Genomic DNA, 25,008 nt, shown 5'->3' with positions numbered 1-25,008 from the left:
CGCGGCCGCGCGGCTAGCGTCGAGGGATCGCGGCGTACCCAAGTGGTCCAAGGGAACGGTCTCATAGCCCGTCATTCGCAGGTTCGAATCCTGCCGTCGCGTCGAGGCATGCCGCGGCCCACCCGCTGGTCGAGCAGGCCCGCCAGGGCCGTATCGAGACCCGGCATCCAAGCGAAAACCGTGTCGCGTGCGAGGTCTCGATACGCTCGTTCCTCGCTACTCGACCAACGGGGTGTGGCTTCGGTCCTCTGCACGTCGGCTGGAGGGCGCCGCGCCCGAAGCCCTGAGCGGGAGAGCGGTCGTTTGGGGCGGATGCCGTACGCTCACGTGGTGACCTCCTCGACCTCCCGCCGCTCCCGCCGTCGCGTCAACCCGTGGCTGCGCCTGCTCGTGCCGATCGTGCTCGTGCTCGCCGCGACCGCCGCGATCTGGGGGCCGAAGATCGGCTGGTTCGGGCTCGGCGACGCCGGCCCGGGCGGCGGATCCAGCACGGAGCTCCTCCCCGGGCAGGGAACTGAGCCGGGCACCGCACCCGAGGGCAACCCCGCCCCCGACGCCTCACCGGCCCGCCCGGCCGAGGCCGTGCCGGTCACCGTCGACTACGTGCACGACGGCGACACCCTCTTCGTCTACCCGGAGGACCCGAGCGCCGACCGCATCAAGGTGCGCCTGCTCGGCGTCGACACCCCAGAGGTCGGCGAGAACGCCGAGTGTTTCGGGGCCGAGGCCACCGAGGCGCTGCGCGCGCTGCTGCCGGAGGGCGCCACCGCCTGGACGCTCAGCGACGTGAACCCGCGCGACAGGTACGACCGCAGCCTGCTGCTGATGTGGACGGACGACGGCCGCTTCGTCAACAACGAGCTGCTGCTTTCCGGCGCCGCAACCGTGCTGCAGATCGACCCGAACCGGGCGCACACCGAGCTGTTCCGCTCCAGCGAGGCGAGCGCCCAGGCGGGCGGCGCCGGCCTCTGGGGCGCCTGCTGATCTGCTGCTGAGCCGTTGCTGATCCCAGCTGACCGCCCCGCGTCATCCGCCCGGCGAATGCTGTTCCGGCATGGCCCGCGCGGGGCGATACTTGATCAGTCGCGCATCGCGGCGACGCCCGTCACTCGGAAGGACCCCGCTCGTGCCTGAGACTCCCCTCGCCGGTGCCGTGCCCACCGCCGCCTCACCGGCGGTGCCCCGCCGGGCGTGGTTCGCCCTCATCGTGCTCATGCTCGGCATGTTCATGGCCCTGCTCGACACGACGATCGTCAACGTGGCCCTGCCCACCATCCGCACCAGCCTCGACGCCTCCGAGGCGACGCTGTCCTGGATCATCTCGGGCTACGCGCTCGCCTTCGGCCTCGCCCTCATCCCGGCCGGCCGGGTCGGCGACAGGATCGGCCACAAGTGGGTGTTCTTCACGGGCCTCGCCCTGTTCACCCTCGCCAGCCTGGCCTGCGGGCTCGCGACGAACGACCTCCAACTGGTGGTCGCCCGCGTCGTCCAGGGCTTCGCCGGAGGCATCTTCGTGCCGGCCGTCACGGCCACCATCCAGCTGCTGTTCCCGCTGAAGAGCCGCGGCAAGGCGTTCGCAATCATGGGCGCCGTCATCGGTGTCTCCACGGCGATCGGCCCGATCCTCGGCGGGCTGATCATCGAGGCGTTCGGCGACGAGAACGGCTGGCGGCTCGTGTTCTGGGTGAATCTGCCGATCGGCGTGATCGCACTGATCGCCGCGGCGGTCCTGCTGCCCGCGCACGAGCGCCAGCTGGTCAGGACCGGCACGGACCCGGTCGGCCTGCTGCTGCTCACCGCCGGCCTCGTGGCGCTGCTCGTGCCGCTGATCGAGGGACAGGACGAGGGCTGGCCGCTCTGGACCTTCGTCACTCTGGCCGCGGGCGCCCTCCTCATCGTGCTGTTCGCCCTCTGGGAGGTGCGGCTCGCGAGGGCGGACAAGTCTCCGCTGGTGCCACCCCACCTGTTCAGCCATCCCGCGTTCAGCGGCGGCGTCATCCTCGCCCTCGTCTACTTCGCCTCGTTCACCGGAATCTTCTTCATCATCTCGCTGCTCTGGCAGGCGGGTCTCGGCCACACCGCGCTCGAGTCCGGCATCGTGTCGGTGCCCTTCGCCATCGGCAGCATCCTGGGCGCGTCCTTCAGCGACCGGCTGTCCCGAACGCTCGGGCGCACCATCCTCGTCATCGGCACCGGCCTGGTCAGCATCGGCCTGGTCTGGCTGTGGGTGATCCTTTTCGTCACGCCGGCCAGCGACCTCACACACTGGCTGCTGCTGCCCCCGCTGTTCATCGCCGGCATCGGCAATGGCCTCTTCATCGCCCCGAACGCCCAGTTCATCGTCGCCACCGTCGACCGGTCGGAGGCGGGGGCGGCCAGCGGCGTCATCAGCGTGATGCAGCGCGTCGGCAGCGCCATCGGCATCGCCGTCGTCGGCAGCGTGCTGTTCGGCACCCTCACCGTCACCGGGCCGTCGGGTGTCGCGGATGCCTTCGCCAGCAGCGCCACGTCCGCGCTCGCGGTGAGCGCGGGACTCAGCGTCCTCGCCTTCCTGCTGGTCTTCGCCCTGCCGAAGCGGGTCGACGCGGACAGCGCGGGCTAGGGCTGCGGTTCCCGCGGCCCTCCCTCGCCGGGCTGCTCGCCGCCATCGGGCGGCGTCTGAGTGTCATACTGCGCCGTGTCCCGGTGCTTCGGATCGTGAACTCCGAATTCGTCTATGCCGCCAACGGGGAGGTCCTGCGCGTCTATCGCGGCGTCTTCGAGGCTCTCGCCCGCCTGAGCCAACTGCTCGACCTCCACCAGGATGTCGATGGCGGCCGTCGACGGCTCCGGGTCCGGCAGGCTCTCCGCCGTCGTGATCAGCACCTGTTCCGGCGGCAACGGGTCGCCCGGGCGTCCTTGCGCGCGTTTCCGCAGCGGCCATGTCCAGAACGTGGGTCCGGACGTCGCCACGTCGTCGGCGGCCTCCTCCGGGTCCAAGCCGTAGAAGTCACCGATGTTGTCGACGAGCTGCGCCCGCCGGGCCAGCACGTAGGCGCGGCGTTCCCGACTGAAGGCGAGCACGGTCGACCAACAGATCATGAGCATCACGACGCTGAACGGCAGCGCGATGATGATCGCCGCCGTCTGCAGTGCTTTGAGCCCGCCGGTGAGCAGCAGGGCGATCGCGAGCAGCGCGGTGATCGCGGTGAAGAAGATGCGAATCCAGCGTGCCGGGTGGATCTGCCCGCCGGTCGCGAGCATGCCCATCACGAGGGCGCCGGAGTCGGCGGAGGTGATGAAGAACAGGCCGATCAACAGGATGACGCCATAGGTGATCACCTGGCCGCCGGGGATCTGGGCGAGCATCGTGAAGAGTGCGCCCTCCAGGTTGACGGCGCCGTTGGCGCCGACCAGCGTGCCCGGGTTGGCCAGCTCCATGGCGATGGCCGTGCCGCCCAGCACACTGAACCAGAGCACGCCGATGAGCGTCGGCACCAAGATCACGCCGGTCACGAACTGCCGCACCGTGCGCCCCCGCGAGACGCGGGCGATGAAGATGCCGACGAAGGGCGCCCAGGAGATCCACCAGCCCCAGTAGAACGACGTCCAGCTGGCCTGCCAGGACTCCCCGGCATCCCCGGTGAACGCGTTGACGTTGAACGACAGGCTCACGAAGTTCTGGATGTACCCGCCGATCGACTGCACAAACTCGCGCAGCAGGAAGGTGGTCGGGCCGGTCACCAGCAGGTAGATCACGAGCAGGCCGGCGAGCACGAGGTTGGTGTTGGACAGCCACTTCATGCCCTTCTCCACACCGGAGAGCACCGAGAACAGCACGAAGCAGGAGATGACGAGGATGATCACGACCTGCAAGAGCTCCGTCGGCTTGCCGAACCCGGCAGCGTCGAGCCCGGCGCCGATCTGCAACACCCCGAGGCCGAGGGATGTCGCGACGCCGAACAAGGTGCCGACCAGCGCGATCACGTCGACCGCGTTGCCCCACGCGCCGCGCACCTTCTTGCCGAGCAGCGGCTCCAAGGCCCAGCGGATCGAGATGGGCCGGTTGCGGCGGTGGATCGCGTAGGCCAGGGCGAGGCCGACCACGACATAGATCGACCAGGCGTGCACGCCCCAGTGCAGGTAGGTCTGCGTGAGCGCCAGTTGGGCCAATTCCGGCGGCGTCCCCTCGACTCCGGGGCGCGGAGTCGCGAAGTGGCTGAGCGGCTCACTGACCCCGTAGAAGACGAGCCCGATGCCCATGCCCGCGGCGAAGAGCAGCGAGAACCAGGACATCAACGAGAATTCCGGTTCCTCGTCGTCCTTGCCGAGGCGGATGTCGCCGAAGCGGCTGAACCCGAGGAACAGGCAGAAGGCCACGAAGAACGCGGCTATCAGCACGTAGTACCAGTTGAAGGTGTTGACGATGTTGCTCTGGATAGCGCCGAACAGGGCCTCGGCCGCGTTCGGCGCCAACAAGGCGAAGCCGACGAAGACCGTGACGATGACCGCGGCCGGCCAGAAAACCCACCGCTTCACTCCTGGCTGCTTGGACTTCTCCGCAGTTGCCATAACTTTGAGGCTAGTCACTTGAGGCTCGACTTCCCAGCCCCCATCACCGCCCAAAACGCACTGTCCGCGTGAGCTCATCCGTGAGGAACGCTCGCCCGAACTGGGGTACAGCGGGCGCTAGTCTGGTGCAGTGAAACGTGAGTTGCGCCACAGATTGACGCTCCTCGGCACTGCGGCCGCGCTCCTCGCGCTCGGCGCCGGCGTGGCCGTGCAGGTGTCCGACGCCCTCGGCCTGAGCGCTCAACCCGCGGTGGGGATCCCCGTGGAAGAGCTGACCGTGGCGCCGGACGCACCCGTCGTGCTGCCGCCAGCGTTCACGAGCATCGACGCCCCCGACGACCTGCGCACCAACACCGCGCTCGACGCGTTGCGGGAGGCCGCGGCCGGAGCCGGCGGCACGACGGGCACGACGACGCTCTCCGTGCGCTACGAAGCCCTCGAGCCGGAGAGCGAGCAGGGCTATACGCTCTCGGGCACGGAGCAGGCGATCACCATCACCGCGCCCAGCCGCGCCGGCGCCGTGCTCGGCGTCTATGACCTGGCCGCCGCGGTGCGGGCCGGCCGCCCCATCACCGAGAACCTCGGCCGCACCATCGACTCCGCCCTGCCGTTTCGCATGGTCGACCTCGGCGCAGTCGGTGTGAAGGCGGATGCCGCGGCCTACGCGACGGGCACCGACTACTCCCACAACTCCAACGCGTTCAAAGACGTGATGCTCGCCGAGGCGCCCTACATCGATGCCGAGGAGATGGCGCAGGCGACGAGCGAGTTCCACGCCTTCGTTCGCCACTCCCTCGCCCTCGGTTACAACGCGATTGCCGTGCCCGGCTTCATTGAGTACGTCACCTTCGACGGTGTCGAGGACGGCGCGGCCGTGTACCCGGCCGGAGACCCACACCGCGAGCGCGCACTCGCGATGCAGCGGGCCTTCGGCCCGCTCTTCGACGACGCACAGGAGCTGGGCATGAAGGTGTACATGCGCACCGACATGCTCGCGCTGAGCGATCCGCTCGCCCAGTACTTCGAGCGGAGCTTTGGCGGCCTCGCGACTGACGACTCGGCGTTCTGGGACGTCTACCGGGCCGGGCTCGACGAGCTGTACACCGCCCTGCCCGCCGTCGACGGCGTTGTCGTGCGCATCGGCGAGGCCGGCCGGGTCTACGACCTGCCGGGGTGGGACTACTACTCTGACCTGGCCGTGACCTCGGTCGACGCGGTGCGCGCCATGCTCACCACGTTCAGCGCGCAGGCCGAGTCGGCCGGGCGCGAGGTGATCTTCCGCTCCTGGAGTGTCGGTGTCGGCGCGGTCGGCGACATGCACACGAATCCCGACTCCTACGCCCAGGTGCTCGACGGCATCGACTCGCCGGCGCTCGTCGTCTCGACGAAGTACACGCTCGGCGACTTCTACAGCTACCTGCCGTTGAACACCACGCTGGAGTCCGGCAGCCAGCGGCGCATCGTCGAGTTTCAGAGCCGGCGCGAGTTCGAGGCCTTCGGCGCACTGCCGAACGACCTCGGCTCGCTCTACCAGAGCGCGCTCACCCACTTCATCGCCGCCAACCCGCAGGTCGAGGGGATCTGGACCTGGACCCAGGACGGTGGGCCGTGGCGTGCCGGCCCCCTGACGCTCGAACTGAAGGCCGGCTTCTGGCAGCTCTACGAGCTGAACACCGAGCTCGCGGTGCGGCTGGCCCGTGACCCGGAGCAGGATCCGGCGCGGATCACGGCCGATTGGATCCACGAGTGGTTCTCCGATGACCCGGCCACCGCGCAGACCCTGGCGACGGCGATGTCCCAGTCCCGGGATGCCGTGACCGCCGGCCTCTACATCGGGCCGTTCGCCGAGCAACGGGTCGAGGCGCTCGGTCTCGAGCCGCCGCCCATGATGTGGATCTTCGAGTGGGACATCCTCACCGGCGACAGCGCCGTGCTCTCGGTGATCTACGAGGTGAGCCGCGCAGAGCTCGAGGCCGCCATCGCCGGCGGCGCCGACGCCGTGCGCACCGCCGTCTCGATGCGCGACGCCGTGGCGGCATCCGACCCGTCGACGTGGAAGGACCCAGCGCTGCACGCGCAGTTCGTGGACACCCTCGACTACCAGGTGAACCTGTTCGAGACGCTCGGCTCCTACCGCACCATGGTGTTGCGGCACAGCCAGTGGCTCGACACCGGCTCCGCCGAGGCGCGGGAGCAGTGGGCGGCCGCCCGCACGGCGTTCGACGGCTTCGCGGCCGAGCATGAGGCCCGCTACGGCACCTCGATCGAGCTGCCCGCCTTCAACCTGACGGCGGCTCGAATCGGCGAGACGCGGGCGTCCCTCGACCTGCCGATGGCGTGGCTGGCCCGGGTGGCCGGCGCGCTGCTGGTGCTCTGGCTCGCGCTCGGCATGCTGGCCCGCTGGCCGCGCTTCGCGTCCTGGCCGGGCGCCGCGGCGGCGCGGGCGCTGTGGCTCGCCGGCACGTGCCCGTGGCGCGCGGCGGATGCCGTCGCCGGCCTCTCCACCGGCTCACGGGTGCTGCTCGTCGCCGTGCCGGCGACCCTGCTGCTGCTCAGCCGCGGCATCTACACCTGGTTCCTGGCGCCGTCACACGTGTTGTTCACCACGGCGGCCTGGCTGCTGTTCGCCGCGGTCATCGCGCTCGCACTCCGTCGGCGCTCGGCCTGGCCGATCATCGCGGCGGCGGGTGGGGCCGTCCTGCTGCGCACGCTGCTGCTGCTGGCGGTGCTCGCCGTGCGCGGGCCCGGCTACTACTGGTTCGGCTTCTGGACCGACCCACTCGCACGGACGGCCTACATCACGCTCGGTTTCGCCCTGTTCCTCTGGGTGATCGTCGCCGCCGCGTGGGCGCTCGGCGGCCAGATCGGCGCACGTCGGGCAACGGGGACGGTTCTCGCCGCCTCCGGCTTCGTGCTCGCAGCCCTGGGCGGCTTCCTCGGCGCGATCGGGCTGGAGCAGGCGCTCACCGCTTGGAACGACGAGATGTCTCTGCTGCCGTGGGGGCTCTCGCGCATCCTCGGCCTGACGGTCTACCTCGAGATCCCCCTGGCGACGCCGTGGTACGCGGCCGCGGCCGGCGGTGTGTTGATCCTGCTCGGGCTCCTGCTGGCGCTCCCCTGGGCTCGCGGCGCGCGCCGGCCGGGGAATCGGGCACAGGCCCGGTCGGTGCCCGCGGAGTAGGGGCTGCTGGCAGGCGCAGCGGAGGAGACGCAGCGGGGTCGGGCCCGCCGGGTGCGGGCCGGCGTGGTGCCCGGCCCGGTGGTGCACGTCCCGGTTCTCCCAATCAACGGAATCCCGAGTGCATTGGGTACTCAGCTCCGCGAACCTGAGTACGTCGAACCGCTCGCGCAGCCAGCGGCCGACAGGCCGCGTCATCGGCACGCGCTGCCTTTCTCAGACTAGGAAGTGGTATCCCATGGTTCTCGGCATCTATCCCGCACCATTCTTCTGGGGCGTGGCAACGGCAGGCCACCAGAGCGAGGGAGACAACCGCGACAGCGACACCTGGTTCCTGGAGAACGTCACACCCACAGTCTTCGCCGAGCCCTCCGGCCCGGCCTGCATGGGCTACGAGCGCTGGAGCGAGGATCTCGACCTCGTCGCCGGGATGGGGCTGAACGCCTACCGCTTCTCGGTGGAGTGGGCCAGGATCGAGCCCGCCAATGGCGAGTTCAACGAGGAGGCGCTGGCCCACTACGAGGCCGTTGTCAACGGGTGCATCGAGCGCGGGCTCGCCCCGCTCGTCACCTTCAGCCACTTCACCCAGCCGCACTGGTTCGCGAAGCGCGGCGCCTGGCTCGACGCCGAGGCGCCGGCGTTGTTCGCGCGGTTCTGCGGCGTGGTGATGGACCGTTTCGGCGACCGGATCGCGGCGGCCGTGACCTTCAACGAGCCAAACCTGCCGCAGATGCTTGCCTGGGCTGGTCTGCCCGCCTTCGTCGCCGACCTCACCAGGGCCACGCTGGACGCGGCATCCGCCGCCGCCGGTGTCGAGAAGTACCGCTCGGGCAACGTCATGGTCGCGGAGGACTTCGACGCCATGCAGATCGGGATGACGAACGCCCACCTGGCGGCCAAGGCCGCGATCAAGCAGCGCCGCCCCGAGCTGCCGGTGGGCCTCTCGATCGCGATCTCCGACGATTGTGCGGCGGAGGGCGGGGAGTCCACCCGCGACGCCAAGCGCGCGGACGTCTACGACCACTGGCTGCGCCTGGCCCGCACGGACGACTTCATCGGCGTGCAGAACTACGAGCGTCTCTGGTTCGGGCCCGACGGCCAGCTGCCCCCTGCCGCGGGCTCCATCATCAACGAGATGGGATCCGCCGTGGATGCGGCCTCCCTCGGCGGCGCCGCTCGCTACGCCCACGCGGTGAGCGGCGTGCCGGTCCTCGTCACCGAGCATGGTGCGAGCACCCCCGACGATGCAGTGCGCGCTGCCTTCATCGAACCCTCGCTTGCGGGGCTCCTGGAGGCCATCTCCGACGGCGTGCCCGTGCTCGGCTACTGCCACTGGACCCTGATGGACAACTTCGAGTGGGTCTTCGGCTACGGCCACCAGCTCGGCCTGCACTCCGTGGACCGCACCACCTTCGAGCGCACGGCCAAGCCGAGCGCCGGCGTCTACGCCGGGATCGTCGCCGCCCAGCGCGCTGCCGTGGCCGCCTAGGCCACACGGGAGCAACCAACCCGCGCCGGGACGGCGCGGGAAGTACAGCGGGGGAGAGGAACCACCGAATGCCACAGAAGTCGTCGCTGCACGTGGCCGAGCGGTGCCGGGTCGTCATCGACAACGACTGGTCAGGCGACCCCGACGGGCTGGTCGCGCTCGCCCACCACCTCCTCTCCCCGGCCAACCGCGTCGTCGCCGTGACCAGCTCGCATATCAGCCCGATGTTCCAGGCGCCGACGTCGGCCGCCGATGGTGCCCGGCTTGCCGAAGAACTGATCGCGCTGATGTCGCTGCCACTGCCGCCCCGAGTGTGGGCGGGCAGCGAGAGCTCCTACGACGCCGACCGCGGCGTGGAGGTTCCCTCCGCTGCCGCCGAGGCCATCGTCGTCGAGGCCAGACGCGCCGACGCCCTGCCGCTGTTCCTCGTCTGCGGCGGGCCCCTGACCAACGTCGCGCAGGCGCTCCGCCACGCGCCGGATATCGCGGCGACGTTGACACTCGTCTGGATCGGCGGGACCGTGGACCCCGCGGCGCCGGAGTACAACCGGGACACCGACCCGGACGCCGCCGAGTTTGTGCTGGGTCACGCGGAGCTCTCTGTCCTGCAGTTCCCCGCTGAGACCTACCGCCGCTGCACCTACTCGGTCGCCGAGCTGGAACACGATCTCGGCGGCAGCGGCCCGCTCGGCGCCTGGCTGTGGGAGCGCTTCGTGGCGCTGCCGATTCCCGACTTCATCGAGTTGGCCGACAACTGGCCCCTCGGCGATAGCCCGTCCGTGCTGATCACCGCGCTGAGCGACCTCTCCAGCGCGTATGACGAGGCGCCCGCCGTGCCCGGCCGCGCGGAGCGCCGGGTCTACCGTGACATCGACTTCCGGCTCATCGTCGGCGACATGCTGGCCAAGCTGCGCCTGCACGAACGGCGAGGGCCCGGAGCGCGGCGTCTCGTCTAGCCGCCCAGCACCCCCTCGAGGAAGTCGAGTGCCTCGGTCACGAGCGGTTGCATGTCGACGCCGATCCAGACGTGGTCGGCACCCGGGACGGGGTGGAAGTGCACCGGTGCGCCGGCGGCGCGCAGGCGCTCATGCAGCAGCACGCTCTGCCCGATGGGCACGAGCCCGTCGGAGTCACCGTGCACGAGGAGGAACGGCGGGGCGGAGGCCGAGACATGGCTCACGGGAGAGAAGTCCCGCTCCGCCGCCTCACGGTCGGCCACCCCTGCGAGCACCACGTCGATCGGCTCCTCGCCGCGCCAGGCGCCCTCCGCCTCGGCGTGGGGGTCGGCATCCGGGAGGGCCGCGTCGGCGAAGGCGGGCATCGTGGCCACGTCGCTGACGCCGTACCAGTCGACGACGGCCGACACGGAGCTGTCGCCCTCCGCGACCCCGATCGAGCCCTCGAGCTCTGGCCGGCCGGATACCAGGCCGACGAGGGCCGCGAGATGGCCACCGGCCGACTCTCCCCACACGGCGAAACGCGTCGGGTCGATGCCGAGCTCCGCGGCGAAGTGCCGCAGGTAGCGCACGGCCGCCTTGGCGTCGTGCAGCTGCGCGGGGAAGCTCGCCTCGCGCGCATGCCGGTAGTCGATGGTCGCGACGGCATAGCCGCGCGCGATGAGCCCGTCGAACACGATCCCCTCCGGCCAGATGTCGGGGAAGTAGCGCCGGTCGCCACTCAGCCAGGCCCCACCGTGGATCCAGATGACGCAGGGAACCGGGCCGGGGCGATCCGTCGGGACGTACAGGTCGAGGCCCAACTCGCGATAGCCCTCCAGCAGCGCGTAGCTCAGGCCGAGATGTGCCGTCGTTCCGGCAGGAACCGGCGAGCGGCCCGCGGAGACCGGCGGGCGGAACTGCGGGAAAACGTAGCCTGTCTCGGGGATGGTGATGATGCTCATGCGTCGTCCTCTTCGATTCGGTGGGTGGCGAAGGTGCTGATCGTGCCGCCGCGCGCTGCGGGCGAGAAACCGATGACGCGGCCGGTGAACCCACCGGCAACCTCGGTCGAGACGTACCGGCCGTCGAGGCTGGCCAGCTCGGCGAAGACGCCGGCCAGCACGACGCCGAGGCGCAGAATGTCGGGGCCGCTGCGCACGCCGATGCCCGTCGGTGCGTCGTCGGCCCTGATGGCAAGGACGACGCACTCGGCCGTCCGCGTCTCCTCCCCGAGCGGGATGTCGATGCCGCCGATCCGGGCGATGGCACGGATGCAGCCGGCATCCGTCTCGACCCGCACCAGGTGGGCCGCGTCGAGGCGCAGCACGAGGGCGGCATCGCCGGCGGCGACGGTGAGCTCGGCCTGCCAGCGCTCGTCGCGGGTGCGCACGCCGAGGAACGCGTCGGGCGCCTCGCGCAGCGGCGGCACCGTCACTGCGCCGGCCACTCCCCGCGGGAGCCATGCCCCGGCCGGGCCGCCGGACGAGATCCACCGCGGGTCCAGCTCGTCGGCCTCGAAGCGATCGACGAAGTCGGTCTGCGCGGGCGGCGCCACATGGCGTGACTCGTCGACAACGGGCCAGTCGTCGACCCAGTCGATGCCGGCGAGGAAGGTCTCCCGACCGTTCACGTGGAAGCCCGGGGTCATGCCGCGCGGGCGCACGCCGAGGTAGACCATCGCCCACTCGCCGTTCGGCAGCTCGACGAGGTCGGCGTGGCCGGTGTTCTGCACGGGGTGATCGGTGCTGCGGTGGGAGAGGATCGGGTTCGCCGGGTTCGACTCGAACGGCCCGTCGATGGCACGCGAGCGGGCGATCGAGACGGCGTGGCCGCGCTCCGTGCCGCCCTCGGCGATGAGCAGGTACCACCAGTCGCCGCGGCGGTGGAGGTGCGGCCCCTCGGCATGGGCGAGCCCGGTGCCGTTCCAGAGCGGTTTCGGCTCGGAGAGCAGCGCTCCGGATTCCGGGTCGAGGCGAGCCTGCACGATCTCGCTGCCAGTCGGCGAGAACCGTGTCCAGCTCAGGTGGCAGACGCCGTCATCGTCCCAGGCCAGGTCGGGGTCGATGCCGAGCGTGCCCGTTGTGAAGACCGGCTCGGACCACGGCCCGGCCGGGTCGGTGGCCGTGACGATGAGGTGGCCATCTGCAATGCGGTCGATCTGGGTGGTGACCATCCAGAAGCGGCCGTCGTGGTGTCGCAGCGTCGGCGCGAAGATTCCGCCGGACTGCGCGGTCAACGGCAGCTGGGATGGCCGGTCCAGCACGTTGCCGAGCTGCGTCCAGGTGAGCAGGTCGGTGCTGTGGAAGAGCGGGACACCCGGAAAGTACTCGAAGCTCGACGTGGCCAGGTAGAAATCATCCCCGACGCGGCAGATCGTGGGATCCGGGTGGAAGCCCGGCAGGATTGGACGGCTCAATTGCCCGCCCTCGCCCGCGCGCGCGCCGCATTGAGCGCTGCGATGGCCGCGGTTACGCTCTGCCCGACCGGGCCCTGCAGGAAGAAGGAGACGTCGCCGAGGCTGGTGTCCCCGCGCCATTTCGTCTCGCGGTGGAACGCCCGCGCCCGGTCCACGTCCACGGACTCGATGGCCTCGATGATGGCGCTGAACGCCTGCTCGTCATCGATGAGCTCGGCCAGCGGCGTCTGCGAACCGAGCTCGTGGTTCGGCAGCTGCCCGGACTCCTCGTGCCCGTCCAGCCGCCACTCGTGCCGCCCGGACCCGACCTCGAACGGGCTGGCGGCCCCGGGCAGGAGCACCTCGGCGCGCGTGTTCGGCGGGATGACCGCGGTCACGACGAGGCCGGCCGCGGTGCGCTCCCAGCCGGATGCCGCCCGCCCGTATGGCGTGTCGTGCTCCGTCTGCGCGTGCTGCAACTGCGGCACCGGCCGCGGTGCGATCCGGATCCGCCGGTAGCCGGGCTCGATGGGCGAGAGCCCGCCGAGCTCACGGTGCATCCAGTCGGCGACGGATCCCAGCGAGTAGTGGTTGAAGCTGGTCATCTGGCCCGGGTTGATCGAGCCGTCCTCGAGCATGCTGTCCCAGCGCTCCCAGACCGTCGTGGCCCCCATCCGCACCTGGTAGAGCCAGGACGGGCACTGCGTCTGGAACAGCAGCCGGGCGGCTGCGTCGTGGTGGCCGGTGCTGGTCAGGGCATCGGTGATGAGCGGTGTGCCCAGGAAGCCGGTGCTGATCAGATAGCCGGAGGAGCGCACGAGTGCGGCGAGCCGATCGCCGAACTGCTGCCGCTGGGCTTCGTCTCTGGCCAGGCCGAAGACGATCGCGAGGCCGTAGGGTGTCGCGGAGTCCGAGACGAGACGGCCGGCATCCGTCGCGTACTCCCGCAGGAAGGCCGTGCGGACCCGCTCGGCGAGCTCGCGGTAGCGTGTGGCGTCCGCGGTGTGCCCGAGCACGGCCGCGGCCTTGGCCAGGATGTCGGAGCTGCGCCAGAGGTACGCGGTCGCGACGACGTCGGGGTCGGCCTTCGCCTTCGCGGGGCTCTCCGGCGGGGCGTCAGGGTCGAGCCAGTCACCGAACTGGAAGCCGCCCTCCCAGAGGTGGCGCCGCCCGGCGAGCGCCGCGATGGTGTCCACCCAGGACGCCATGCTCTGGTATTGCTCGGCCAGCACGCCGGCGTCGCCGAAGCGCTCGTACAGGGCCCACGGCACGACCGTCGCCGCGTCGCCCCACCCGGCCGCCGCGGCGATGGCCGGGTCGTAGGAGGGCACGAAGAACGGCACGACGCCGTTGGAGGCCTGCTGCTCGATGGCGAGGTCCTCGAGCCAGGATGCCAGCATCGACCGGCAGTCGTAGAGGTAGCTCGCGGTGGGGGCGAAGACCCCGATGTCGCCCGTCCAGCCGAGGCGCTCATTGCGCTGCGGGCAGTCGGTCGGGATGGAGAGGAAGTTGCCGCGCATGCCCCACACCACGTTCTCATGGAAGCGGTCGAGGGTGGCATCCGAGCTGTGGAACCAGCCGGTGCGGGTCATGTCGGTGTGCAGCACGACGGCCACGACGTCGGAGGGGTCGAGCTCGCCCGGCCACCCGCTCACCTCGGCGTAGCGGAAGCCGTGGAACGTGAACTCGGGCTGCCACGTCTGTGGGCCGGAGCCGTCGCAGACGAAGCTGTCCGTCGCCTGCGCCTCGCGCAGCGGGCGGGTGCCCAGCTCGCCGTTCTCCAACACCTCCGCATGGCGCAGCGTGACGGTGTCGCCGGCCGCGCCGTTCACGCTGATGCGGAGCACCCCGACGAGGTTCTGGCCGAAGTCCAGGATGACGGCGCCGCTCGGCGCGGTGATGACCTGCTGCACCGGCACCTCCTCGATGGCCCGCACCGGCGGCTGCGTGCTCATCCGTGGCACGATGCTCGCACCGTCCACCCGCACGGGCAGCCAGCCCGTCTCCACGCCGAATGCATGTGCACGCCGGGAGTCGACGTGCTCGCCCGCGTAGAGGCCGCTGGCGCGCAGCGGCCCGTCGAGGGTGGACTCCCAGGAACCGTCGGTGGCGAGCGTCTCCGTGCGCCCGTCGGTGTACTCGATGACGAGCTGTGCCGCGACGGCCGGCTGCTCTCCGTAGAAGGCCTTCGGCGGGCCGAACAGCCGCAGCCGCTCCGCGTACCAGCCGGCGGCCACCCGCACGGTGATCTCGTTGGCGCCCGGCAGGAGCAGCGCCGTCACGTCGCTCGTCTCGTGGGTCAGCCGACGGGCGTAGCCGGTCCAGCCCGGCTTCATCACGTGGTCGTCGACGTCGCGGCCGTTGACGGCGGCCTGGTAGACACCGTGGCCGGCCGCGTAGAGCGTGGCGCGCGCGACGGCGCCCGTCACGCTGAGCGTGCGGCGGGCGAGGAACGGGGCGCCCGGCTCTGCGGCATCCGCTGCGCCGATCATCTGCGCGCGCCACTCCCCCGCCGACAGGAACCCGCCGACGAGCTCGAGTGGGCTGCTCCACGGCGAGCTGACGCCGTCGGTGCCGGTCACACGCACCCGCACGATCACCTGCTCCCTGGGCTCGATGGGTGCGAACGGCCAGTTGACGAGACTCGAGTCGCCACTCTCCTGCACAGCCAGGTGTGTCTCGCGGCCCCGCTGGATCTCCAGTTCCGCGCTGCGCTGCAGCCAGTCGGCGGCGTCGCTCTCTGTGCGCCAGGAAAGCCTCGGGGTCGCTCCGCCGACGAAGGGACCGCTCGGTGCGAGGTCGGCGGTGAGGCTCGCGACGGTTGTCGATGGCGAAAGTGACACTGGGGCTCCTTGGCGTTGCATGGTGTGTGGTCGGTGTGGCGCTGCGCCGGTCACGCGTAGTGGCAGGCCGCCAGCGACGTGGCGGCCGGCCGCAGTGCGGGGCGTTCCGTGCGGCACAGCTCGGTCGCCATCGGGCAGCGCGCCGCGAACGGGCAGCCGGTCGCCGAGATGGATGACGCCGAGGCACCGTCGACCAGGCGGGACTCCCGCAGCCGGCGGCGCTCGGCCTGCGCGATCGGGTCGGGCACAGGCGAGGCGGCCAGGAGCGCCTGGGTGAAGGGGTGGCGCGCGTCATCCATCACGGCGGCCGTGGAACCTTCCTCCATCACCTGTCCGCGGTACAGCACGATCACGCGTTGCGCGAGCATGCGCACGACCGCCATGTCGTGGGCGATGAACAGGTAGCTGAGGCCGAGCTCGTCGCGGAGGTCGGCGAGCAGGTTCAACACCTGCGCCTGCGTGGAGAGGTCCAGGGCGCTGACCGGCTCGTCGCAGACGACGAGGCTGGGCCGGGTGATCAGGGCGCGGGCGACGGCGATGCGCTGGCGCTGGCCGCCGGAGAACTGGCGCGGCAGACGGGTGACCGCGTCCCGCGGCAGCCCGACCTGCTCGAGCATGTCCTCGGCGCGCAGCTGCGCCTCCTCTCGGCGCACCCCGCTGACCAGCAGCGGCTCGGCCAGCGAGTCGCCGATGGACAGCCGGGGGTTCAGCGAAGAGTACGGATCTTGGAAGACGGCTCGGAGCTTGGTGGCGAGCACGCGGCGGGCACGCGGTTTCAGCCCGTCGATCTGCTGGCCCTCGAAGCGGATCGAGCCGGAGGTGACGGCTTGCAGGCCGAGGATGGCCTTGCCGATCGTCGTCTTGCCCGACCCCGATTCGCCGACCAGGCCGAGGGTCTCGCCGGGCCGGATAGTGAAGCTGACGCCGTCGACGGCCGCCGGTCCGGTCGGGCGGCGGGTCGCGCGGCCATAGCGGATGACGAGATTCTCGACCTCGAGGACGGGCTGGGCCGCGGCATCCGACGCGAGGCTCTGCGGGCTGAGGAGAGTCATCGGTCGACCTGCTCTTTCAAGGCGGCGGCGTGCGCCGGGAGGCTGGAGGTTGGGCGGGCGAAGAGCTCCTCGGCGCGGATGCAGCGGCTGAGGCCGGCCCCGCTGGGCCGCGGGGTTAGCGGCACGCTGCCAGAGCAGGCCGCCGTGGCGAATTCGCAGCGCTGGGCGAAGCGGCACGAGCTCGGCCAGTCGCGGGGCGCGGGAACCTGTCCGGGAATCGACACCAGCCGGCGCTTCGGGCCGCCGTTCACTGTGGCGTGCGGGTCGGCGCCGAGCAGCGCCTTCGTGTACGGGTGCGCCGGTTCGAGCAGCACGGAGCGCACGGCCCCGGTCTCCACGATCTGCCCGGCGTACATCACCGCGACGTCGTCGCAGATGTCGGCGACGACGCCGAGGTCGTGCGTGACCATGACCATCGTCATGCCCTCCTCTGCGATGATCTGGCGCAGCAGGGAGAGGATCTCGGCCTGCACCGTGACATCGAGCGAGGTGGTTGGCTCGTCGGCGATGAGCAGACGCGGCCGGCCGGCCAGGGCCAGGGCGATGGCGACGCGCTGCGCCATTCCGCCCGAGATCTCGTGCGGGTAGGAGGTGAGCACGCGCGCGGCGTCGACGATGCCGACCTGTTCGAGCAGCGCGGTCGCGATGGCCCCGGCCTCCCGCTTGGGAACGGAGCGCAGGCGCTGCACGGCCCCGGTCAGCTGCGAGCCGATGGAGAACATCGGGTCGAGGGCGCGCATCGGCTCCTGGGCGATGAACGCGATCTCGCGCCCGCGCACCCGGAGCAGCTCCTGCTCGCTGAGGGCGGCGATGTCGCGGCCGTTCCACAGGATCGAGCCGGCCGTGGTGGCCACCGCGGTCGGCAGCAGGCCGATCAGCGAGAGCGAGGTGAGCGTCTTGCCGCAGCCGGACTCCCCGACCAGGCCGAGCACCCGCCCGGCACCGACTGCGAACGACACATCGCTGACAAGGGTCGTCCCGTCGTCCAGCCCCACGTGCAGGCCCTGCACGCGCAGCGCGGGTTCCGTCGCAGACGATGCGGCGGCGGGGGCGCCGCCTGTGGGTTCCGTGTTGCCGGCGGATGCCGCGGCCCGCCGGGCGCGCGGGCTGCGCGTGCTCGCGCGCACCGGCGCCTTCTCCCGCGGCCCGCTCAGCGCGTCGCCGATCGAGTTGGCGGCGAACACCGTGAGGATCAGCACCACGCCGGTCGGCACCATCAGCCAGGGGGCGTCGTAGATGTGCGTTGAGGCGTTCTGGATCATGCCACCCCAGCTCGGGGCGGGAACGGGCGGCCCGAAGCCGATGAACGCGAGCCCGGTCTGGATCATCAGCCCGATGGAGAAGACCAGGGCAAACTGCACCATGATCGTGGTCGTGAGCCCTGGGAGCACATGCCGCCCGCTCACCCGGGGTGCGGTGAGGCCGTCGACGAAGGCCGCGTCGACGTAGAGCTGGGACTGCAACGACTTCGCCTGCCCGAGCAGCACGCGGTACATGCCGGTGGAGATCACCAGGCCGAGGATCACCATGATCAGCGGCAGGTTGGTGCCGACGATCCCGACCACGGTCAGCATGATGATGATGACGGGGATCGACATGGCGATCTCCGTGACCCGGTTGATCACGGTCTCGGTGCCTCGTCCGCGCGAGGCGGCCCAGAGGGCGAGCGGGATGGCGACGGTCAGTGCGACGACGGCGCCGAGGGCCGAGGTGGCGATGGCATCCGCACCGGCAGTGAAGATGCGGGTGAGCACGTCGCGGCCGAGGTCGTCGGTGCCGAGCCAGTGCGCGGCGCTCGGGCCGGTCAGCGCCCCGCTGCCGGTCTGCTCGTTCGGCCCGTACGGCGACCAGAGCGGGGCGGTGAAGGAGGCGACGACGATCAGCAGCAGCCAGCTGATGCCGAAGAGTGCGCCAGGGGTGGAGAGCGACTGCCGGATGGCGCGCAGCCGGGACGGGCGCACGGTGCGCGGCGGCGCGGTCGCGATGGCGACGGTCGAGTCGTTTCGAGTGGTCATGAGGTCCTCAGCTTGGGGTCGAGGAAGCGGTTGGAGAGCTCCAGCAGGAGGTTGACGATGACGACGACCACGGTCGTCGTCACCACGATCCCGAGCACGAGCGGCGCATCGTTGGAGGCCGCCGCGCCCTGGATCGACTGGCCGAGGCCCGGCATCGCGAAGATCTGCTCGATGATGACCGAGCCGCCGAACAGGGCGATGAACTGCAGGCCGACGCCGGCGACGATGGGCAGGCTGGCGTAGCGGAGCGCGTGCACGTAACGGATGCGCCATTCCGGCATCGCGGTGGCGCGCAGCGTGCGCATGTGGTCCTGGGAGAGCGCGTCGATCATCGAGGCGCGCGTCTGACGGGCGACGAAGGCGGCGCCGCCGAGGGCGAGGGTGGCGACGGGGAGGATCAGCGACTGCAGCCAGAGCGCCGGGTCCTGCTCGAACGGCACGAACCCGGTGGCGGGGAGAAGCCCGGTCTGCACCGAGAAGACGAAGACGAAGACGATGCCGATCCAGAACGCGGGGATGGCGGCGCCGAGGGCGGAGAACGCGTTGACGATGCGGTCGACGAGCCCGCCGCGCACCGCGGCGATGACGCCGAGCAGAACGCCGATCAGGGCGCTCATCAGCGTGCCGACGAGCGCCAGCGAGAAGGTCACGGGCAGGCGGGCGGCGATGTCGGCGTTGACCTGGCGGCCGTCCAGCAGGCTGACCCCGAAGTTGCCGCGCACGGCTTCGCTGAGCCAGGCGAGGTACTGCACGGCGAGCGGGTCGTGCCAGCCGATCGAGGTGTCGTAGGCGAGGATGTCCTCGTCGCTGGCCCCGATCCCCAGCACGATGGTCCCTGGGCTGCCCGGCATGAGGCGCACGAGGAGGAAGGCGACAACGGATACGACGAAGATCGTCAGGATGCCGAACAGTATGCGCTTCGTGATGAAGCCGGCCATGTCGCCTCCAGGGGGCTGATGGTGGAAAAGATGGAGGGGGTGGCGGCCGCGAGCGGCCGCCACCCCCTGGTGTTACTGAGCTGCGGTCACCGGGGTGAACGCGGAGAGCAGCGGGATGCTCTGCTGGCCCGGGAACTCGACCGGGTTCAGCTTCTTGGGGTTGTAGCCGATGTTCAGCAGCGGCTCGTAGAGCGGATAGAGCCAGCCGGCCTCGACCAGGCGGGCGTTCAGCGCCTGCAGGGCCTCGTCGCGGGCGTCGTCCGTCTGTGCCCCGGCCAGTGCACCGGTGGCCGCGCGCAGCTGCTCGTCGTCGCCGCCCTGGGAGTTGGCGAAGCCGAGGACGACGCCGTACATGATGCCGAGCGGGTTGGACCAGTCGATCGGGATGTGGCCCATGGCGGTGGTCTTCACCGCGTCGAATGCCTCCTGGGTCGAGGCGGCCGGGCGGATCTCCAGCGTGATCCCAGCCTCGGCGAGGTCGGTCTGGATGGTCTCCAGGTCGGCCTGGGTGTCGGGGCTGGAGAGGATCTCGAAGCTGAAGCCGTTGGGGTAGCCGGCCTCCGCGAGGAGTGCCTTGGCCTTCGGCACGTCGCGCTTCCACGCGGCGTCCACGTCCTTCGACCAGCCGGCGGATGCCGACGGCAGCGCGTTGCGCTGGGCGGTGTCGCCGACGTGCAGCAGCTCGACCAAGCGGTCGCGGTCGATGGAGAGCTGGATCGCCTGGCGCACGCGCTCGTCGGCCATCTCGGGAACGGAGGTGCCGTTCTTGTCGAACTGGATCAGCGAGACCATCGTGCCGCCGATCTGCGCGACGCCGATGTCCTTGGACTCGAGCAGGTCGACGCTGGAGGACTTCATCACGCCGGCATCCACCTGGCCGGAGATCAGGGCGTTGGCGCGGGCCTGCGGGTCGAGGATCGGGCGGAACACGATCGTGTCGAACGGGTAGTCGGCGGTCTCGGTGCTCGCCTCGTTGCGCACGAAGGTGTAGGTGCTGGCCTTGACCGTCTTGGCGGTGTCGAGCACGTACGGGCCGGAGCCGACCGGGGCAGCCTTGAGCAGTGTCGGGTCGTCGAGGGCGCTCTGGCCGAGGATCATTCCCGGCACGTTGGCGAGCGTCGAGACGACGGCGAACTGCGGGGCGGCGAAGGTGATGACGACGGTGCCGGCATCCGGGGCCTCGACCGAGACCATCTCGGCGTCGCCGCCGGCGGCGAAGCCGCTGTATGCCTGCAGGGCGGGGTCGGTGCGCCGCTCGAAGTTGGCCACGACGAGGTCGGCCGTCAGCGCGCTCTCGTCGCTGAAGGTCACGCCCTCTGCCAGTGTGAGGGTGAGCACGGTGCCGTCCTCGTTGAACTCCCAGGCGGATGCCAGTCCAGGGCCGACCGAGCCGTCGGGCTGGATCGACAGGAGCGAGTTGTACGCGGCAGAGAACATCTGCTGCTGGCCGGCCGAGTAGGCGATCGGGTCGAAGCCGCTCGGCGCCATGTCTGCCTCTTGCGCGATCGTCAGCGTGCTGGAGCCAGCGGCTGTGCCGGCCCCGCCCGCTGCGCTGCACCCGGCGAGTGCGACGACGAGTGTTCCCGTGACGGCGACTGCAGCCGCCCGTCGCACCCAGTCGAAAGTTGATTTGTTCACGTTCGGCCTCCATCTACGCTGATTGATTGCACTGACTGCTTTGTTGGTGTTCGTGTTCTGACTGCATTGGCTTGGTGCTGTGAGACGTTTCAGCGGGCGCCGGAGCGCCATCGCTCGGCCCACTGTGCGCTGAACCCCGACCTCGAATCCAAGACAATTCCATTGATTGGACATATTGGGCCGGTTCCGACAGGATCGGCGGCATGGACATGCCCGCCGAAGTGCAGCCGCCCCGCCCCGCCCCCACCCGCGGCAAGCGGCCGCCGCGCGGCGAGCCCGTGATCGATCGCGCGCTCTCGCTGCTCAACTGTTTCAGCGATGACCGCCGCGAGCTCAGCCTCGGCGAGCTCTCCGCCCGCTCCGGGATTCCGCTCTCCTCGACGCTCCGGCTGGCCCAGGGACTGCTCAAGTGGGGCGCCCTCGAACGACTGCCCGGCGGCGACTTCGTCATCGGGGTGCGCCTCTGGGAGGTGGCCTCGCTCGCGCCCCGCGGGCACGGCGTGCGCGAGATCGCGCTGCCCTTCCTCGAGGACCTCTACGAGGTCAGCCGCCACCACGTGCTATTGGCCGTGCAGGACGGGCGGGAGGCGATCCTGATCGAGCGGCTCTCCTCCCGGCGCGCGCCGGCTGTGGCCTACCGGCTGGGAGGTCGGCTGCCGCTGCGCAGCACTGCGGTCGGCCGGGTGCTGCTGGCCGCGCAGCCGACGCCGGAGCGCGAGGCGACCCTCGCGCTGCCGCTCGACGAGGACTTCCAGGTCGAGAATCTGGGCTCCATCGAGGCGCTGCGGCTCGAGCTGAAGGATGTCGCCCGGCTCGGCTACTCCGTCGTGCGCCGCACCCAGCCCTCGCACACCATCTCGCTGGCCGCGCCCGTCTTCGGCGCCAATCGCCAGGTGGCCGCCGCGGTGTCGATCCTGGCCCCGGACGGCGCGTTCACACCGGATGTCGCGCTGCCCGCGCTGCGGGCGACGGCGCGGTCGATCTCCCGCGCCCTCGGCTACCACCCGCCGGGCATCGACGGCATCCGCTCGCAGCCGGACCGCGAGAGCCGCTGAGCATGAAACGCACTTCCATTCAGTGGAAGGAACGTATTCTGTGCGGCCCGTCTCGGGAACAATGAAGGCTGCTGCCCTCTCTGGTGGGGGCGCACACACGACTCAATGAGGAGACATCGATGGCATCCACCCTGCTCGAGCCTGGGGCCCACGTCCCGATCGCCAACGCGCTCCCGGGGGCGCAGCTGCCGTATGTCATGGCGGCGGGGCACGGCGATCGGTTCCTGCTCAACGGGCAGCTGCTCACGGTGATCGCCCGCCCGGTCGACACCGGCGACCTCTTCGGTGCCGCGTACCTCTCCGGCGGGCGCGGGGCGGAGCTGCCCGCGACGACGGATGCCGCCGAGCACCGCACCGTCATCGTGTTCGACGGCCTCGTGCAGGTCTGGCTCGGCTCCGAGACGAGCCTGCTCTCCCCGGGCGACGAGGTCGTCATCCCGGCCGGCACCTCCTTCGCCTACCGGATGCTTGCCGGCGAGAACCGCCTGCTGCTCTGGTCCTCGCCCGGTCACTCGCTCGAGCTGCTCAGCCGCCTCGGCACCCCGACGGCCTCGCACGTGCGCCCGGCCCGGGCCGAGCGGCTCGTCTCGCTCGACGAGTTCCGCGCGGTCGGCGAGGAGTTCGGCGTCGACGTCACCGCGGTGCCGCTCTTCGACGCCGCGCGGCAGCCGGCTGCCGGCGCCCGCCACGCCGGCCTGCCTCGCACGGAGGAGGCGTTCTTCCTGAGCGCCGGCGAGGGCGAGCGCTACCTCGGAGCCGACGAGATGCACAGCTACATGTCCCGCGGGGCCAACACCGGCGGGCGCTACTTCGCGGTGGAGTCCAGCGGCGCGCGCTCCGGCTACATCCCGCTGCACTTCCACCAGCAGCACACCGAGAATTTCATCTGCCTGGACGGCCGCGTGCGCCTGCACGTGAACGGGCGCGAGGTGCTGCTCAGCAAGGGCGACTTCGTGCACGCCCCGGCGGGCACGATCCACTCCTACGCCTACGAAACCGCCTACGCGCGGATGGTGGGCGTGCTGGCCCCCTCGATCTTCGAGCCGTTCTTCGAGTACGTCTTCAGTCCCACCGAGGAGTCGATCTACACGGAGGGCGCAGTGCCCGGCTTCAACGGCCCCGGCTTCGGCCGCGCCCAGGCCGAGCTCGACCTGGTGGTCGTCGGCCCGCCGCCCGAGCGCGTCGCCGGGCTCGACATCTAGCCCTCGTCCGGCTGCGCTGGCCGGGCAACGACGAACGCCGCTGCGGAATCCGCAACGGCGTTCTTCGTTGCCCGGGTTTCGCGCCGGGTCAGAACTCCATGTGCAGGCTGGGCGCCTCCCCCGGGGTGTCGCTGACGATCACGTCGAGGAACACCGCGGCGGCATCGGTGTGCCCCGTGCCTGCACCCGCGGCGGCATCCGCGATCGCCACGAGCGCGAAGTGCACGCCGACGAACCAGGATGCAGTCTCGGCGGACAGCAGCCGCGCGGAGCCGGCCCCGAGCTCACTGGTGACGCCGTCGACCTCGGCGCTGAAGGAATAGGTGCTCTCGCCGGCGTCGATGCGGAGCACGACGTCGCCGTCCGGTGCGATCGGCGTCACCGTCTCTGTGCGCAGGTCGTCGACGGCCCGACTGAAGACAATTCGTCTGCCACTTTCTCCCTGTTCGACGACAGCAGAGTAGAGGTGCCCGCGCGTCGCGAACGCGGCGACGCCGGCCACCGCGGTGGAGTCGGCCGCCACCGTGGCGCTGAAGCGTTGCCTGTCCTCGGTCTGCGGCAGCAGCAGGGCGCCGATCGGTCCGGCATCCGCGCCCTCGAGCCGCGCGCCGGCGGGGAGTTCGATCCGCGCGTCCCCGGCGTGCTCATCGAGCCCGGCCGCCGGCACGCCGAGGGTGCTCCAGCCGCGCGTCCACAGGGTGTCGGCGATCTGGCCGACGCTTGCTTGGTCCACGCTGCCCCGATCCACGCTGCCCTGGCCGGCCGGCAGCGTCAGGCCGTCGAATTCCAACTCTGAACCGCCGGTCGTGCCGTCGGCTGTGCCGACGACCGGCCAGCCGTCCACCCAGCGCACTGGGGTGAGGAAGGTCTCGCGGCCGAGGTTGTGGTGCAGGGCGATCCCGGCATGCCGGGTGCCGAGGCTGAGCGCCCACCAGTCGCCGTCCGCCGTGTCGACGAGCTCGGCGTGACCGAGGGACTGGATCGGGTGGGCGACGCGGTCGCGGTGCGAGAGGATCGGGTTGTGCGGGGCGGGCTCGAACGGACCCCACGGCGAGTCGGAGCGACCGATCGTCTGCATGTGCCCCTTCCAGCTGCTGCCCTCCGCGGCGCTCAGGTAGTACCGTCCGTCGATCTTGTAGAGGTGCGGGCCCTCGATGTCATTGGTCACGAAACCGCGGTGGTCGGCCGTGATCGGCTGGAACTCGCCGATGACTCCCGTGTCGATGTCGATCGTCGTCTGCACGATGGCCCCGAGGTTGCCATCCTCGCGGAACTCCAGCGTGCGCCGGGTGTAGTACCAGACGCCATCGTCGTCGCGGAAGAGCGACGGGTCGAATCCGAAGTCCGCCTCGTCGATCCAGATCGCGTCCGACCACTCGCCGGCCGGGTCCTCCGTGGTGACGTAGAAGTTCCCCTGTCGGTCAGCGACGTTCGTCGTGGCCAGGTAGAAGCGGCCGTCGTGGTGGCGCAGCGTCGGCGCGAACAACACGATGGGGCCGGGCTGGCCGTCGCGGCGGTACTGCGCCGGCCGGGTGACGGCATGGCCGATGATGCGCCAGTTCACGAGGTCGGTCGAGTGTCGGATGACGATTCCCGGCAGAAGCCCGAATGTGGAGGTGGCCAGGTAGTAGTCGTCGCCCACTCGAATCGCCGAGGGGTCTGGGGCGTTGCCCCTGACGACGGGGTTCGTGTAACTCGCCATGCTGAAGTGCCT

16 protein-coding genes and 1 tRNA gene are annotated in these 25,008 nt (G+C 70.7%); 8 read left to right on the top strand and 9 right to left on the bottom strand.

Going from position 1 to position 25,008, the window contains the following annotated elements; translation table 11 throughout:
* Window positions 1-28 precede the first annotated feature (28 nt).
* The 3 genes from BLT62_RS04440 (at window position 29) to BLT62_RS04430 (ending at window position 2,602) form a co-directional block, all read left to right on the top strand.
* Window positions 29-102: transfer RNA gene (locus BLT62_RS04440), tRNA-Met, on the top strand.
* A gap of 228 nt (window positions 103-330) precedes the next feature.
* Window positions 331-984, top strand: coding sequence for a thermonuclease family protein (locus BLT62_RS04435; protein WP_172829637.1), 654 nt, complete (start codon window positions 331-333; stop codon window positions 982-984).
* 142 nt (window positions 985-1,126) lie between these two features.
* Window positions 1,127-2,602: a DHA2 family efflux MFS transporter permease subunit gene (locus BLT62_RS04430; RefSeq protein ID WP_231919341.1), complete on the top strand. Its 1,476-nt coding sequence runs from the start codon at window positions 1,127-1,129 to the stop codon at window positions 2,600-2,602.
* Here BLT62_RS04430 and BLT62_RS04425 read toward each other — a convergent pair.
* Window positions 2,599-4,551, bottom strand: a complete 1,953-nt coding sequence (locus tag BLT62_RS04425; RefSeq protein ID WP_083362977.1) for a BCCT family transporter — start codon at window positions 4,549-4,551, stop codon at window positions 2,599-2,601. The genes BLT62_RS04430 and BLT62_RS04425 overlap by 4 nt on opposite strands.
* A 130-nt stretch (window positions 4,552-4,681) precedes the next feature.
* On the opposite strand from BLT62_RS04425, the gene BLT62_RS04420 reads away from it, so the two are divergent.
* The 3 genes from BLT62_RS04420 (at window position 4,682) to BLT62_RS04410 (ending at window position 10,174) form a co-directional block, all read left to right on the top strand.
* Entirely contained in the window at window positions 4,682-7,732 is a 3,051-nt protein-coding gene (locus BLT62_RS04420; protein ID WP_156786241.1) for a hypothetical protein, read from the top strand.
* A 235-nt stretch (window positions 7,733-7,967) separates the two neighbouring features.
* Entirely contained in the window at window positions 7,968-9,218 is a 1,251-nt protein-coding gene (locus BLT62_RS04415; RefSeq protein ID WP_083362975.1) for a glycoside hydrolase family 1 protein, read from the top strand.
* Window positions 9,219-9,286: 68 nt separating this feature from the next.
* Window positions 9,287-10,174, top strand: coding sequence for a nucleoside hydrolase (locus BLT62_RS04410; RefSeq protein ID WP_083362974.1), 888 nt, complete (start codon window positions 9,287-9,289; stop codon window positions 10,172-10,174).
* Here BLT62_RS04410 and BLT62_RS04405 read toward each other — a convergent pair.
* The 7 genes from BLT62_RS04405 to BLT62_RS04375 form a co-directional block, all read right to left on the bottom strand.
* The gene (locus tag BLT62_RS04405; RefSeq protein ID WP_083362973.1) at window positions 10,171-11,118 is read right to left on the bottom strand and encodes an alpha/beta hydrolase; all 948 of its coding nucleotides are present in this window, start codon (window positions 11,116-11,118) and stop codon (window positions 10,171-10,173) included. The two genes, BLT62_RS04410 and BLT62_RS04405, sit on opposite strands and share 4 nt — an antisense overlap.
* A complete protein-coding gene (locus BLT62_RS04400; protein ID WP_083362972.1) occupies window positions 11,115-12,572 on the bottom strand; it encodes a glycoside hydrolase family 43 protein in 1,458 nt (485 codons plus the stop codon). The genes BLT62_RS04405 and BLT62_RS04400 overlap by 4 nt, the downstream gene beginning before the upstream one ends.
* Window positions 12,569-15,394, bottom strand: coding sequence for a family 78 glycoside hydrolase catalytic domain (locus BLT62_RS04395; RefSeq protein ID WP_231919340.1), 2,826 nt, complete (start codon window positions 15,392-15,394; stop codon window positions 12,569-12,571). Before BLT62_RS04395 ends, BLT62_RS04400 begins: the two co-directional genes overlap by 4 nt.
* Before the next feature lie 50 nt (window positions 15,395-15,444).
* On the bottom strand, window positions 15,445-16,446 hold the full coding sequence (locus BLT62_RS04390; protein ID WP_083362970.1) for an oligopeptide/dipeptide ABC transporter ATP-binding protein: 1,002 nt from the start codon (window positions 16,444-16,446) through the stop codon (window positions 15,445-15,447).
* Window positions 16,443-18,461, bottom strand: coding sequence for a dipeptide/oligopeptide/nickel ABC transporter permease/ATP-binding protein (locus tag BLT62_RS04385; RefSeq protein ID WP_083362969.1), 2,019 nt, complete (start codon window positions 18,459-18,461; stop codon window positions 16,443-16,445). The genes BLT62_RS04390 and BLT62_RS04385 overlap by 4 nt, the downstream gene beginning before the upstream one ends.
* A complete protein-coding gene (locus tag BLT62_RS04380) occupies window positions 18,458-19,399 on the bottom strand; it encodes an ABC transporter permease (protein ID WP_083362968.1) in 942 nt (313 codons plus the stop codon). The genes BLT62_RS04385 and BLT62_RS04380 overlap by 4 nt, the downstream gene beginning before the upstream one ends.
* Window positions 19,400-19,471: 72 nt before the next feature.
* Window positions 19,472-21,037, bottom strand: a complete 1,566-nt coding sequence (locus BLT62_RS04375) for an ABC transporter substrate-binding protein (protein WP_172829636.1) — start codon at window positions 21,035-21,037, stop codon at window positions 19,472-19,474.
* A gap of 203 nt (window positions 21,038-21,240) precedes the next feature.
* Here BLT62_RS04375 and BLT62_RS04370 point away from each other — a divergent pair, with 203 nt between their 5' ends.
* Together BLT62_RS04370 and BLT62_RS04365 are read left to right on the top strand one after the other, a co-directional pair.
* Entirely contained in the window at window positions 21,241-22,092 is an 852-nt protein-coding gene (locus BLT62_RS04370) for an IclR family transcriptional regulator (protein ID WP_083362966.1), read from the top strand.
* Between the two features lie 119 nt (window positions 22,093-22,211).
* The gene (locus tag BLT62_RS04365) at window positions 22,212-23,294 is read left to right on the top strand and encodes a quercetin 2,3-dioxygenase (protein ID WP_083362965.1); all 1,083 of its coding nucleotides are present in this window, start codon (window positions 22,212-22,214) and stop codon (window positions 23,292-23,294) included.
* Between the two features lie 88 nt (window positions 23,295-23,382).
* Here the strand turns inward: BLT62_RS04365 and BLT62_RS04360 are convergent, their stop codons facing one another.
* A complete protein-coding gene (locus tag BLT62_RS04360; RefSeq protein ID WP_083362964.1) occupies window positions 23,383-24,996 on the bottom strand; it encodes a glycoside hydrolase family 43 protein in 1,614 nt (537 codons plus the stop codon).
* Window positions 24,997-25,008: the final 12 nt, after the last annotated feature.

Origin of the sequence: Microterricola viridarii (assembly GCF_900104895.1) — a bacterium.
GTDB lineage: Bacteria > Actinomycetota > Actinomycetes > Actinomycetales > Microbacteriaceae > Microterricola > Microterricola viridarii.
This window is presented reverse-complemented; position numbering and strand designations above follow the sequence as displayed.